Consider the following 12861-nt stretch of genomic DNA (forward strand, 5'->3'; position numbering starts at 1 on the left):
ATATGTAATATGTGTTAGAATAGCAGGGTTGGATTTTGGGGAGCCGCTTGTCTGTATTGGCGGCGAGTTTCACAAAGATTAACATATTGCTTGACGTAAGAAGGCTTCTAAATTATATTAGCCGCGCCTCAAATCCGAGGCGGAATCATTCTTTTTTATGAAGCAGATTATTATCCTGCAATTTGCAGTATTATCCGTATGTTCTCTAGTTTCCCTTGTTATATGGGGGTATTCGGGGTTTCTATCGGCAATCGGCGGCGGCCTGTCCTATCTGCTTCCCACGCTTGTTGCAGTTTTACTTTTAAAACTTTTCAGTGGGGATCCCTTCCTGCAAAGCAGGATGTTCGTCTTCGGAGAGATTTTAAAAGTAGTGCTGTCGCTGTTGTCTATGCTTGCCGTATTTGCAATATGGCATCAATCGCTGGTGTTCGCCCCGTTTCTAATGGGGCTGCTCGGTGTCAGCCATCTGGTTTTTTTAGTATTGTTGAGAGTGAAAGATTATGGCAGGTGAAACCATTACCGCTGCCGACTACATCAAGCACCACTTGCAGAGCTTGACCAGTTTGTCGGATGTTACTCAGGGTCAGGGACTGAAAAATATTGCCGATTTCTCGTTTATTAATCTGGATGCGATTTTCTTCGCCGCTCTGTTGGGCGTAATCGGCAGCTTCCTGTTGTGGCGTGGTGCAAAAAAAGCAACAGCAGGCGTTCCTGGACGTTTCCAGGCTGCAGTGGAAATCTTGTTCGAGTTTGTGGACGATATGTGTAAGAGCATTATCCACAATGAACAGTCTAGAAAAGCCATCGCCCCTTTGGGTTTAACACTTTTTGTCTGGATTTTCCTGATGAATGCGATGGATATGCTGCCTGTTGACCTGTTACCGTGGGTTTGGCAGCATCTGACCGGTAATCATCACGCCCTGTTGCGTGTTGTGCCTACCGCTGATTTGAATACTACTTTGGCTCTTGCCGTCGGCGTGTTGCTTATCTGTATTTATTACAATATCAAAATTAAAGGGTTCGGCGGCTGGTTTCACGAGCTGTTTAGCGCGCCGTTCGGTGCAAAACTCGCACCTGCGAACTTTCTGTTGAACTTGGTCGAGTTTCTTTCTAAAACCGTATCACACGGTATGCGGTTGTTCGGCAATATGTATGCGGGCGAATTGGTATTCTTGCTGATAGCCTTGCTTGGCGGTGCTTGGGCAGCTTCCGGCAGCGTCGAAGTAATGGATCCGATTCTGTTCGTCTTCCACATTATTGCCGGATTGGCGTGGGCGATTTTCCATATTTTGGTTATTACCCTGCAGGCGTTTATTTTCATGGCGTTGGCGTTTGTCTATATCGGACAGGCACATGATGCGCACTGATTTTCCTAAGTAGTTCGTTTTTTGTAGTTTAACCTTTGTTTCTTTAAGGAGTTTAAAATGGGTTTGATTGCTATCGCATGTGGTTTGATCGTTGCATTGGGCGCACTGGGTGCCTCTATCGGTATCGCAATGGTTGGTTCTAAATATTTGGAGTCTTCTGCTCGCCAACCTGAACTGATCGGTCCGCTGCAAACCAAGCTGTTCTTGATTGCCGGTTTGATTGATGCGGCCTTCTTGATCGGTGTGGCTATTGCCCTGTTGTTCGCCTTCGTTAACCCGTTTGGTACTGGTGCTGCGTAATCAAGGCGGAGAAATCCGTTCAGATACAGGCTTACCGTCTGTTTGATTAACCCAGATACGAAGGTTAAGTAACGTGAATATTAATGCAACCTTATTTGCGCAAATCCTAGTTTTCTTTGGCTTGGTTTGGTTTACGATGAAATTCGTATGGCCTCCGATTGCCAAAGCATTGGATGAGCGTGCCGCAAAAATCGCCGAGGGCTTGGCTGCCGCCGAGCGCGGTAAGAGCGATTTTGAGCAGGCAGAGAAAAAAGTTGCAGAACTTATGGCCGAAGGGCGTCATCAGGTAACCGAAATGGTTGCCAACGCCGAAAAACGTGCTGCAAAAATTGTAGAAGAAGCTAAAGAGCAAGCTTCTCATGAAGCAGCACGCATTGCAGCCCAAGCAAAAGCTGATGTAGAGCAAGAAGTTAACCGTGCACGCGAAGTGTTGCGCGAACAGGTTGCTTCATTGGCTGTTAAAGGTGCGGAATCTATCCTGCGTAAAGAAGTCGATGCTTCCAAACATGCAGATTTGCTCAGTGCCTTAAAACAGGAGCTGTAATCTTATGGCAGAGTTCGCAACGATTGCCAGACCTTATGCGAAAGCATTGTTTAGTCTGGCTCAGGAAAAAAACCAAATCGAGTCTTGGTTGGGCGAACTGAAAGAACTCGCAGCGGTTGTTCAAGATGAGAAAGTCATTGCTCTCATCGAGCAACCGGAAACGGGAGCTTCCGAAAAAGCAGAAACGCTCAAAGGTCTTGTCGGTATCAAAAATGTCGAATTGGCAAATTTCATTACCGTTTTGGCCGAGCAAAAGCGTTTGTTGGTATTACCGGAAATTTATGCCCAATATCAAGATTTGACCTTGATACACAACAATACGAAATCGGCAGTAATTTACAGCGCGTATGAACTCAGTTCTCAGCAGCTGGCCGATGTTACCGATATCCTGATAAAACGCTTCAACAGCAAATTGGATGTGGTGGCTAAAGTTGCCCCTGAATTAATCGGCGGCATCAAAGTAGAGGTGGGTGATCAGGTCTTGGATTTGTCCGTACAAGGCAAACTGAATGCTTTGTATGCGACTATGACAAATTAGGAGAGTTTTCATGCAGCTTAATCCTGCTGAAATTAGCGATTTGATTAAAGCCAAAATCGAAAATCTGTCCGTCAATGCAGAAGTGCGTACCCGTGGTACTGTCGTTTCTGTTACAGACGGCATTGTGCGCATTCATGGCTTGTCAGACGCGATGCAAGGTGAGATGCTCGAATTCCCCGGTAACACTTTCGGTCTGGCCATGAACTTGGAGCGCGACTCCGTCGGTGCCGTAGTGTTGGGTGAGTACGAACACATTAAAGAAGGCGATACAGTTACCTGTACCGGCCGTATTTTGGAAGTGCCGATCGGTCGCGAACTGGTTGGCCGCGTAGTTGATGCATTGGGTCGTCCTATCGACGGTAAAGGTCCAATTAACACAACATTGACTGCTCCAATCGAAAAAATTGCACCAGGCGTGATTGCGCGTAAATCGGTTGACCAACCAATGCAAACCGGCCTGAAAGCCATTGACTCTATGGTTCCGGTTGGTCGTGGTCAACGTGAGTTGATCATTGGTGACCGTCAAACCGGTAAAACTGCCGTGGCACTGGATGCCATCGTTAACCAAAAAGATACAGGCGTTATCTGTATCTATGTGGCTATCGGTCAAAAAGCATCTTCTATCGCCAACGTAGTGCGCAAATTGGAAGAGCATGGCGCGATGGAACATACTATCGTGGTTGCTGCAACTGCTTCTGAAGCCGCTGCACTGCAATACATCGCTCCTTACTCCGGTTGTACCATGGGCGAATTCTTCCGTGACCGTGGTGAAGATGCGTTGATCGTATACGATGACTTGTCTAAACAAGCCGTTGCATACCGTCAAATTTCCCTGCTGCTGCGCCGTCCACCTGGCCGTGAAGCCTATCCTGGCGACGTATTCTACCTGCACTCCCGTCTGTTGGAACGTGCAGCCCGCGTCAGCGAAAACGAAGTTGAAAAACTGACCAATGGCGAAGTAAAAGGCAAAACCGGTTCTCTGACTGCGTTGCCGATTATTGAAACCCAAGCCGGTGACGTATCAGCATTCGTACCAACCAACGTAATTTCGATTACAGACGGCCAAATCTTCTTGGAAACCGACTTGTTCAACGCCGGTATCCGTCCTGCAATCAATGCTGGTATTTCCGTATCGCGCGTAGGTGGTGCGGCACAAACTAAAGTCATCAAAAAACTGGGTGGCGGTATCCGTTTGGCGTTGGCGCAGTACCGTGAATTGGCGGCGTTCTCGCAATTTGCTTCCGATTTGGACGAAGCAACACGCAAACAGCTGCAACACGGTGAAGTGGTTACTGAATTGATGAAACAAAAACAATTCAGCACATTGAACACTGCCGAAATGGCATTGACTTTGTGGGCGATCAACAACGGTTCTTACGCAGATGTTCCGGTATCCAAAGCCTTGGCTTTCGAAGCAGAATTCTTGAGTTTCGTACGTACGCAACATCCTGAGGTTCTGGAAGCGATTAATGCATCAGGCGCAATGTCTGACGAAAGCGAAAAAGCATTGACCGAAGCCATGAAATCTTTCAAATCTTCTTACGCTTACCAAGCATAAGTATTGAGATGAAAGGAGTCTGAAATGGCAGTCGGAAAAGAGATTCTCACCAAAATCCGTAGTGTTCAAAATACCCAAAAGATCACTAAAGCGATGCAAATGGTGTCGACCTCTAAAATGCGGAAGACTCAAGACCGGATGCGCTTAGCGCGTCCGTACGCCGAAAAAGTGCGTACAGTGATGAGCCATCTTGCACAGACTAATGCCGATCATGGTATCAAACTGTTGGAGCCGCACCGCGAAGTGCGTCGTGCCGGTTTCATCTTGATTGCCTCGGATAAAGGTTTGTGCGGCGGCTTGAACGCAAACGTACTGAAAAAGTTTTTGGCGCAAGTTCAAGAGTATCAGGAACAAGGCATCGAAGTCGAAGTCGTGTGCCTGGGTAGTAAAGGTTTGGCTGCATGCCAAAGTATCGGTTTGAACGTTATTGCCAGTGCAACCAATTTGGGCGATACCCCGAAAATGGAAGCGTTGCTTGGCCCTTTGACCGAAATCTTCCAACGTTATGAGAAACATGAATTAGACCGTATCCATATGGTTTACTCACGTTTTATCAATACAATGCGCCAAGAGCCGCGTATGGAAGTTTTGCTGCCTATCGGTGAAAACGTTATTGACGACGGAACAGGTCATTCTTCATTTACTTGGGAATACCTCTACGAGCCGAGTCCTATCGCCGTATTGGAATATTTGGTTCGCCGCTATTTAGAGTCTGTGGTTTATCAGGCATTGAGCGACAACATGGCATCTGAACAAGCAGCGCGTATGGTAGCGATGAAAGCCGCAACCGACAATGCAGGCAATGCCATCAAAGAATTGCGCTTGGTGTACAACAAATCGCGTCAAGCCGCGATTACCACAGAATTGTCAGAAATTGTAGCAGGTGCAGCGGCAGTTTAATGCCGTCTGAAGCCTGAACAGGAAATTAGGATACGATAATGAGCCAAGGCAAAATCGTACAAGTTATTGGTGCGGTGGTTGACGTGGAATTTCCACGCGACGCTATCCCGCATGTTTACGATGCCCTGAAATTGGACGAGAACGGTCTGACTCTGGAAGTTCAACAACTTCTGGGTGACGGCGTTGTCCGTACAATCGCAATGGGTAGTTCAGACGGCCTGAAACGCGGCATGTCTGTAAGCAATACTGGTGCGCCAATCACTGTGCCGGTAGGTAAAGGTACATTGGGTCGTATTGTCGACGTATTGGGTACGCCTGTTGATGAAGCAGGTCCTATCGATACCGACAAGAGCCGTGCCATTCACCAAACTGCTCCGAAATTCGACGAGTTGTCTTCAACTACCGAATTGTTGGAAACCGGTATTAAAGTGATCGACTTGCTGTGTCCGTTTGCTAAGGGCGGTAAAGTAGGTCTGTTCGGCGGTGCCGGTGTGGGCAAAACCGTCAATATGATGGAGTTGATCAACAACATCGCCAAAGCGCACAGCGGTCTGTCCGTATTTGCCGGCGTGGGTGAGCGTACCCGCGAAGGTAACGACTTCTACCACGAGATGAAAGATTCCAATGTATTGGATAAAGTGGCAATGGTTTACGGTCAGATGAACGAACCTCCGGGCAACCGTCTGCGCGTCGCATTGACCGGTCTGACCATGGCGGAATACTTCCGTGATGAAAAAGACGAAAACGGCAAAGGTCGCGACGTATTATTCTTTGTGGACAACATCTACCGTTACACCCTGGCCGGTACCGAAGTATCCGCACTGTTGGGCCGTATGCCGTCTGCAGTGGGCTACCAACCGACATTGGCTGAAGAAATGGGTCGTTTGCAAGAGCGTATTACCTCTACCCAAACCGGTTCCATTACTTCCATCCAAGCCGTTTATGTACCGGCGGACGACTTGACTGACCCGTCTCCGGCGACAACTTTCGCCCACTTGGACGCGACCGTCGTATTGAGCCGTGATATTGCCTCTTTGGGTATTTACCCGGCAGTTGACCCGCTTGATTCTACTTCACGTCAATTGGATCCGATGGTATTGGGTCAAGAGCACTACGACGTAGCGCGCGGTGTACAGTCTACTCTGCAAAAATACAAAGAATTGCGCGACATCATCGCCATTCTGGGTATGGACGAATTGTCTGACGAAGACAAACTGACTGTAATGCGTGCCCGTAAAATCCAACGCTTCCTGTCTCAACCGTTCCACGTTGCCGAAGTGTTTACAGGTTCTCCAGGCAAATATGTCGCTCTGCGCGATACCATTGCCGGTTTCAAAGCCATTTTGAACGGCGAATACGATCATCTGCCCGAGCAGGCATTCTATATGGTCGGCAGCATTGAAGAAGCAGTAGAGAAAGCGAAAACCTTAAACTAAGGAGGTCGGCATGAGCGTCATGCAAGTTGAAGTGGTCAGTAGCGAGCAAAACATCTATTCGGGCGAAGCCAGCTTTGTAGTGGTTCCGACCGTTCAAGGTGAGCTTGGTATTTACCCGCGACACGAGCCGATTATGAGTTTGGTGCGGCCGGGGGCTTTGCGTTTGACCGTCCCCGGTGAGGATAAAGAGGTTTTGGTTGCCGTTTCCGGCGGTGTTTTGGAGGTTCAGCCCGATAAAGTTACCGTTTTGGCGGACGTTGCCGTCCGTAGTGCGGAAATGGATCGGGCGCGTGCCGAAGAAGCGAAAAAAGCTGCCGAAGCCGGCATCTCTCAAGCCAAAGACAACAAGGATTTGGCGGAGGCGCACAAGGCATTGGCTGCCGCAATTGCACAGCTCAAAACTTTGGACTATATCCGTTCGCACAAAAAATAAAACTTATGTGGTTTGGAAAAGCACGACCGTTTGGCCGTGCTTTTTATTTTCCGGATTTAAATTAAAAAATATTATCCATCCCCTAGTTTCCAATCGTCCCGCCTTCGAGATAAACCTATCCAAACAGCAATGGAAACAGTAAAATAAAACCTTTATTTTATCGAACAATAAGTCATGCTCACCTTCCAACAAATCATCTTCAAACTGCAAACATTCTGGGCAGACAAAGGCTGCACCGTCATCCAACCTTTCGACATGGAAGTCGGCGCAGGTACTTCCCACCCCGCCACCTGTCTGCGCGCACTCGGCCCCGAGCCTTGGTTTGCCGCCTACGTCCAACCCAGCCGCCGCCCCAAAGACGGCCGCTACGGCGACAACCCCAACCGCCTGCAACACTATTACCAATTCCAAGTCGCCCTCAAACCTGCCCCCGCCAATATCCAAGACCTCTATCTCGACTCCCTGCGCGAATTGGGCATCGACCCCAAAGTCCACGACATCCGCTTTGTCGAAGACGACTGGGAAAACCCCACCCTCGGCGCATGGGGTTTGGGCTGGGAAGTTTGGCTCAACGGCATGGAAGTAACCCAGTTCACCTATTTCCAACAAGTCGGCGGCATCGACTGCACGCCCGTACTCGGCGAAATCACCTACGGCATCGAACGCTTGGCGATGTACCTGCAAGGCGTGGAAAACGTCTATGACCTCGTTTGGGCAAAAACGCTGGACGGCAATACCGTAAGCTACGGCGACGTGTACCACCAAAACGAAGTCGAACAATCCACCTACAACTTCGAATACAGCGATGCCGACTGGCTGCTGCGCCAATTCAACGACTACGAAGCGCAAGCCAAGCGCCTGCTCGCCGAAGAAAACGCCGGCCTCGCCCTGCCTGCCTACGAGCTCGTCCTCAAAGCGGGGCATACGTTCAACCTATTAGACGCACGCGGTGCCATTTCCGTTACCGAGCGCGCCACCTACATCGGCCGCATCCGCGCGCTGAGCCGCGCCGTGGCGCAAAAATATGTCGAAAGCCGCGAAAAACTGGGCTTTCCCTTAATGAAGGCAAATGCCGCCTAAGGGGGCGACGATTTTTTACGTTCGGGCGGCCTGATATGGCAGCTGTCCGTAAACCATTATATATTTTAGGAAAATAATGCCTGTCTATTTCCGCACCCCAAGCAGGAAACGCCTGCACAAAATGAACCGCCGCCAGCATAAAAAGCTACATTTGGGCGAGTTTCAAACATTGATTTTCGGCGTTCAAGGCAGTTTGCACCAAGCTGCGGACGATGCCGAAGCGTTTGGCCGCTTTATGGACGAGCTTATCGCGTATCTTGTGGTAAACGGCTTGGAAATGGCGGGTGGGGGCGATTGCGGCGATTTTTCGTGCCTGTTTCAAAAATCCGGCGCCCGAAGCTTGGGAGAAACCGAGAAAAAGGCCATTATCTCTTGGCTGGCAGGCCGCGAAGATGTCGCCACTTTGTACGCCACCCCGCTGGTTGACGGTTTTTACGGGGATGACGGCTGGGAAAATTACAGTGAAACCTATAAACAGGCAGATTAACCAAATTCAAAGAAAGCCGAATGATGACCCAAACCCTTTTAATCGAACTCCTTACCGAAGAACTCCCGCCAAAAGCCCTGAATAATCTGGGCAACCATTTTGCCGCTTCCGTTGCCGAAGGCTTGGAAAAAGCGCAACTAATTGACGGCGCGGCCGAATTTACAGCTTATGCCTCGCCGCGCCGTTTGGCGGTTCAAGTCAAAAACGTCAAAGCCGTTCAGGCCGATCAAAAAATCGTGAAAAAAGGCCCTGCCGTGGCGAATGCTGTAAAAGACGGTGCGCCGACCAAGGCTTTGGAAGGTTTCGCACGCGGTGCGGGCGCGAAAATCGAAGATTTGACCATCGTCCACGACGGCAAGCAAGACGTGTACGCCTATGAATACGTCCAAACCGGCAAACCGTTGGGCGAGCTTTTGGAAGACATCATCAATGCCGCAGTGAAAAAACTGCCGATTCCGAAAGTGATGCGTTGGGGCAGCAGCACGTTTACCTTCGTGCGCCCCGTTCACGGGCTGATCGTGCTGCACGGCGGCGATGTCGTGAACGTCAGCGTTTTGGGTTTGCAAAGCGGCGACAAAACCTTGGGACACCGCTTCCTCTCCGACGGCGAAATCACCATTGAAAACGCCGACAGCTACGCCGCACAAATGCGCGAACAAGGCAAAGTCGTCGCTTCGTTTGCCGAGCGCAAAGCCGCGATTCAGACGGCACTGGAAGGGCAGGCACGCCGTCTGAACGCGACCGTCGCCGCCGATGAAGCCTTGTTGGACGAAGTAACCGCGTTGGTTGAATGGCCTGTGGTATTGGAAGCCGGTTTTGAGGAACACTTCCTCGCCGTGCCGCAAGAATGCCTGATTCTGACGATGCAGCAAAACCAAAAATACTTTCCGCTGCTCGACCAAAACGGCAAGCTGATGAACCGCTTCCTGTTGGTCTCCAACCTGCAAACCGAAGATCCGTCGCACATCATCCAAGGCAACGAACGCGTCTTGCGCGCTCGCCTGTCTGATGCCGAGTTCTTCTACAAGCAAGACCAGAAAGCGACTTTGGAAAGCCGCCTGCCCAAGCTGGCAAACGTGGTGTACCACAACAAAATCGGTTCGCAAGCCGAGCGTATCGAGCGTCTGCAAAGCATCGCCGCCCACATTGCCAAAGCATTGGGCGCGGATGCCGCCGCAGCCGAACGCGCCGCGCGTCTTGCCAAAGCCGACTTGGTAACCGAAATGGTCGGCGAGTTCCCCGAACTGCAAGGCACGATGGGCAAATACTATGCCCGTTTGGACGGTGAAACCGAAGAAATTGCCGAAGCCGTCGAGCAACACTACCAACCGCGTTTTGCCGGTGATAACTTGCCGAACGGCAAAGTCGCCACTGCCGTTGCACTGGCCGACAAGCTGGAAACCCTAGTCGGCATTTGGGGCATCGGCCTGATTCCGACCGGCGATAAAGACCCCTACGCCCTGCGCCGCGCCGCCTTGGGTATTTTGCGGATGCTGATGCAGTACGGTTTGGACGTGAACGAACTGATTCAGACGGCATTCGACAGCTTCCCGCAAGGTTTGCTCAACGAGAAAACGCCGTCTGAAACCGCCGACTTTATGCAGGCGCGCCTTGCCGTGTTGCTGCAAAACGACTATCCGCAAGACATCGTTGCCGCCGTACTTGCCAAGCAGCCGCGCCGTTTGGACGATTTGACCGCCAAACTGCAGGCCGTTGCCGCGTTCAAACAACTGCCCGAAGCCGCCGCGCTCGCCGCCGCCAACAAACGCGTGCAAAACCTGCTGAAAAAAGCCGATGCCGAGTTGGGCGAAGTCAATGAAAGCCTGCTGCAACAGGACGAAGAAAAAGCCCTCTTTGCCGCCGCGCAAGGTTTGCAGCCGAAAATCGCCGCCGCCGTCGCCGAAGGCAATTTCCAAACCGCCTTGTCCGAGCTGGCTTCCGTCAAACCGCAAGTCGATGCCTTCTTCGACGGCGTGATGGTGATGGCGGAAGATGCCGCCGTAAAACAAAACCGCCTGAACCTGCTGAACCGTTTGGCAGAGCAGATGAACGCGGTGGCCGACATCGCGCTTTTGGGCGAGTAACCGTTGTACAGTCCAAATGCCGTCTGAAGCCTTCAGACGGCATCGGACGTATCGGAAAGGGGAACGGATTGCAACCTTTAGTCAGCGTATTGATTTGCGCCTACAACGTAGAAAAGTATTTTGCACAAGCACTGGATGCCGTAGTGGGGCAGACTTGGCGCAACTTGGATATTTTGATTGTCGATGACGGCTCGACGGACGGCACGCTTGCCATCGCCAAGGATTTTCAAAAGCGGGACAGCCGTATCAAAATCCTTGCACAAGCTCAAAATTCCGGCCTGATTCCTTCTTTAAACATCGGGCTGGATGAATTGGCAAAGTCGGGGGGGGGGGAATATATTGCGCGCACCGATGCCGATGATATTGCCGCCCCCGACTGGATTGAGAAAATCGTGGGCGAGATGGAAAAAGACCGCAGCATCATCGCAATGGGCGCGTGGCTGGAAGTTTTGTCGGAAGAAAAGGACGGCAACCGGCTGGCGAGGCACCACGAACACGGCAAAATTTGGAAAAAGCCGACCCGACACGAAGATATTGCCGACTTTTTCCCTTTCGGCAACCCCATACACAACAACACGATGATTATGCGGCGCAGCGTCATTGACGGCGGTTTGCGTTACAACACCGAGCGGGATTGGGCGGAAGATTACCAATTTTGGTACGATGTCAGCAAATTGGGCAGGCTGGCTTATTATCCCGAAGCCTTGGTCAAATACCGCCTTCACGCCAATCAGGTTTCATCCAAACACAGCGTCCGCCAACACGAAATCGCGCAAGGCATCCAAAAAACCGCCAGAAACGATTTTTTGCAGTCTATGGGTTTTAAAACCCGGTTCGACAGCCTTGAATACCGCCAAATAAAAGCAGTAGCGTATGAATTGCTGGAGAAGGATTTGCCGGAAGAAGATTTTGAACGCGCCCGCCGGTTTTTGTACCAATGTTTCAAACGGACGGACACGCCGCCCGCCGGCGCGTGGCTGGATTTTGCGGCAGACGGCAGGATGCGGCGGCTGTTTACCTTGAGGCAATACTTCGGCATTTTGCACCGATTGCTGAAAAACCGTTGAAAAACGCCGCTTTATCCAACAGATAAAAAACAGGATAAATTATGCAAAACCACGTTATCAGCTTGGCTTCCGCTGCAGAACGCAGGGCGCACATTGCCGATACCTTCGGCAGTCGCAGCATTCCGTTTCAGTTTTTCGACGCACTGATGCCGTCTGAAAGGCTGGAACAGGCAATGGCGGAACTCGTCCCCGGTTTGTCGGCGCACCCCTATTTGAGCGGAGTGGAAAAAGCCTGCTTTATGAGCCACGCCGTATTGTGGAAGCAGGCGCTGGACGAAAGCTTACCGTATATCGCCGTATTTGAGGACGACGTTTTACTCGGCGAAGGCGCGGAGAAATTCCTTGCCGAAGACGCTTGGCTGCAAGAACGCTTTGACCCCGATTCCGCCTTTATCGTCCGCTTGGAAACGATGTTTATGCACGTCCTGACCTCGCCCTCCGGCGTGGCGGACTACTGCGGGCGCGCCTTTCCGCTGTTGGAAAGCGAACACTGGGGGACGGCGGGCTATATCATTTCCCGAAAAGCGATGCGGTTTTTCTTGGACAGGTTTGCCGTTTTGCCGTCCGAAGGGCTGCACCCCGTCGATTGGATGATGTTCGGCAACCCTGACGACAGGGAAGGAATGCCGGTTTGCCAGCTCAATCCCGCCTTGTGCGCCCAAGAGCTGCATTATGCCAAGTTTCACGACCAAAACAGCGCATTGGGCAGCCTGATCGAACACGACCGCCTCCTGAACCGCAAACAGCAAAGGCGCGATTCCCCCGCCAACACATTCAAACACCGCCTGATTCGCGCCTTGACCAAAATCAGCAGGGAAAGGGAAAAACGCCGGCAAAGGCGCGAACAGTTAATCGGCAAGATCATTGTGCCTTTCCAATAAAAGGAGAAAAGATGGACATCGTATTTGCGGCAGACGACAACTATGCCGCCTACCTTTGCGTTGCGGCAAAAAGCGTGGAAGCGGCCCATCCCGATACGGAAATCAGGTTCCACGTCCTCGATGTCGGTATCAGTGAGGCAAACAGGGCGGCGGTTGCCGCCAATTTGCGGGGGGGGGGGGGGAAAA

The 12861-nt window shown here is 51.1% G+C and carries 14 protein-coding genes and 1 pseudogene; all 15 read left to right on the forward strand.

Annotated features, from left to right (window positions below; genetic code table 11):
• Nucleotides 1–157: 157 nt before the first annotated feature.
• The gene (locus Q9I99_RS06025; protein WP_301668414.1) at nt 158–511 is read left to right on the forward strand and encodes an ATP synthase subunit I; all 354 of its coding nucleotides are present in this window, start codon (nt 158–160) and stop codon (nt 509–511) included.
• Entirely contained in the window at nt 501–1367 is an 867-nt protein-coding gene (atpB, locus tag Q9I99_RS06030) for a F0F1 ATP synthase subunit A (RefSeq protein ID WP_003676099.1), read from the forward strand. Before Q9I99_RS06025 ends, atpB begins: the two co-directional genes overlap by 11 nt.
• A 57-nt stretch (nt 1368–1424) precedes the next feature.
• Entirely contained in the window at nt 1425–1667 is a 243-nt protein-coding gene (atpE, locus tag Q9I99_RS06035) for a F0F1 ATP synthase subunit C (protein WP_003708448.1), read from the forward strand.
• 73 nt (nt 1668–1740) lie between these two features.
• Entirely contained in the window at nt 1741–2211 is a 471-nt protein-coding gene (locus Q9I99_RS06040) for a F0F1 ATP synthase subunit B (RefSeq protein ID WP_003676108.1), read from the forward strand.
• 4 nt (nt 2212–2215) lie between these two features.
• Nucleotides 2216–2749, forward strand: a complete 534-nt coding sequence (locus Q9I99_RS06045) for a F0F1 ATP synthase subunit delta (protein ID WP_301668413.1) — start codon at nt 2216–2218, stop codon at nt 2747–2749.
• A 10-nt stretch (nt 2750–2759) separates the two neighbouring features.
• Nucleotides 2760–4307 carry a F0F1 ATP synthase subunit alpha gene (atpA, locus tag Q9I99_RS06050; RefSeq protein ID WP_128582176.1) on the forward strand — a complete coding sequence of 516 codons (1548 nt, stop codon included), beginning with the start codon at nt 2760–2762 and terminating at the stop codon, nt 4305–4307.
• A gap of 24 nt (nt 4308–4331) precedes the next feature.
• Nucleotides 4332–5207 (forward strand): F0F1 ATP synthase subunit gamma, encoded by an 876-nt coding sequence (atpG, locus tag Q9I99_RS06055; RefSeq protein ID WP_301668411.1) that lies wholly within the window; start codon nt 4332–4334, stop codon nt 5205–5207.
• Between the two features lie 38 nt (nt 5208–5245).
• A complete protein-coding gene (atpD, locus tag Q9I99_RS06060; RefSeq protein ID WP_003708440.1) occupies nt 5246–6643 on the forward strand; it encodes a F0F1 ATP synthase subunit beta in 1398 nt (465 codons plus the stop codon).
• Between the two features lie 10 nt (nt 6644–6653).
• Nucleotides 6654–7076, forward strand: a complete 423-nt coding sequence (locus Q9I99_RS06065; protein WP_118824696.1) for a F0F1 ATP synthase subunit epsilon — start codon at nt 6654–6656, stop codon at nt 7074–7076.
• A 174-nt stretch (nt 7077–7250) separates the two neighbouring features.
• Nucleotides 7251–8156 carry a glycine--tRNA ligase subunit alpha gene (gene glyQ, locus Q9I99_RS06070; protein ID WP_115436931.1) on the forward strand — a complete coding sequence of 302 codons (906 nt, stop codon included), beginning with the start codon at nt 7251–7253 and terminating at the stop codon, nt 8154–8156.
• A gap of 76 nt (nt 8157–8232) precedes the next feature.
• Entirely contained in the window at nt 8233–8643 is a 411-nt protein-coding gene (locus tag Q9I99_RS06075) for a 50S ribosome-binding protein YggL (protein WP_301668410.1), read from the forward strand.
• 20 nt (nt 8644–8663) lie between these two features.
• On the forward strand, nt 8664–10727 hold the full coding sequence (gene glyS / locus Q9I99_RS06080) for a glycine--tRNA ligase subunit beta (RefSeq protein ID WP_301668408.1): 2064 nt from the start codon (nt 8664–8666) through the stop codon (nt 10725–10727).
• A gap of 68 nt (nt 10728–10795) precedes the next feature.
• Complete coding sequence (locus tag Q9I99_RS06085; RefSeq protein ID WP_301668407.1) at nt 10796–11794, forward strand: glycosyltransferase family 2 protein; 999 nt, start codon at nt 10796–10798, stop codon at nt 11792–11794.
• 41 nt (nt 11795–11835) lie between these two features.
• Nucleotides 11836–12675 (forward strand): glycosyltransferase family 25 protein, encoded by an 840-nt coding sequence (locus tag Q9I99_RS06090; RefSeq protein ID WP_301668406.1) that lies wholly within the window; start codon nt 11836–11838, stop codon nt 12673–12675.
• Nucleotides 12676–12686: 11 nt separating this feature from the next.
• A pseudogene (locus Q9I99_RS11445) lies at nt 12687–12861 on the forward strand (glycosyltransferase family 8 protein); the annotation flags it as partial.

Source organism: Neisseria basseii (genome assembly GCF_962707005.1).
Classification (GTDB): domain Bacteria; phylum Pseudomonadota; class Gammaproteobacteria; order Burkholderiales; family Neisseriaceae; genus Neisseria; species Neisseria bergeri.

Excerpts from the sequence above, each read along its gene's own strand:
- Q9I99_RS06025 (WP_301668414.1), top strand. The coding sequence starts at position 158 with ATGAAGCAGATTATTATCCTGCAATTTGCAGTATTATCCGTATGTTCT.
- atpB (WP_003676099.1), top strand. The coding sequence starts at position 501 with ATGGCAGGTGAAACCATTACCGCTGCCGACTACATCAAGCACCACTTG.
- atpE (WP_003708448.1), top strand. The coding sequence starts at position 1,425 with ATGGGTTTGATTGCTATCGCATGTGGTTTGATCGTTGCATTGGGCGCA.
- Q9I99_RS06045 (WP_301668413.1), top strand. The coding sequence starts at position 2,216 with ATGGCAGAGTTCGCAACGATTGCCAGACCTTATGCGAAAGCATTGTTT.
- atpA (WP_128582176.1), top strand. The coding sequence starts at position 2,760 with ATGCAGCTTAATCCTGCTGAAATTAGCGATTTGATTAAAGCCAAAATC.
- atpG (WP_301668411.1), top strand. The coding sequence starts at position 4,332 with ATGGCAGTCGGAAAAGAGATTCTCACCAAAATCCGTAGTGTTCAAAAT.
- atpD (WP_003708440.1), top strand. The coding sequence starts at position 5,246 with ATGAGCCAAGGCAAAATCGTACAAGTTATTGGTGCGGTGGTTGACGTG.
- Q9I99_RS06065 (WP_118824696.1), top strand. The coding sequence starts at position 6,654 with ATGAGCGTCATGCAAGTTGAAGTGGTCAGTAGCGAGCAAAACATCTAT.
- glyQ (WP_115436931.1), top strand. The coding sequence starts at position 7,251 with ATGCTCACCTTCCAACAAATCATCTTCAAACTGCAAACATTCTGGGCA.
- Q9I99_RS06075 (WP_301668410.1), top strand. The coding sequence starts at position 8,233 with ATGCCTGTCTATTTCCGCACCCCAAGCAGGAAACGCCTGCACAAAATG.
- glyS (WP_301668408.1), top strand. The coding sequence starts at position 8,664 with ATGATGACCCAAACCCTTTTAATCGAACTCCTTACCGAAGAACTCCCG.
- Q9I99_RS06090 (WP_301668406.1), top strand. The coding sequence starts at position 11,836 with ATGCAAAACCACGTTATCAGCTTGGCTTCCGCTGCAGAACGCAGGGCG.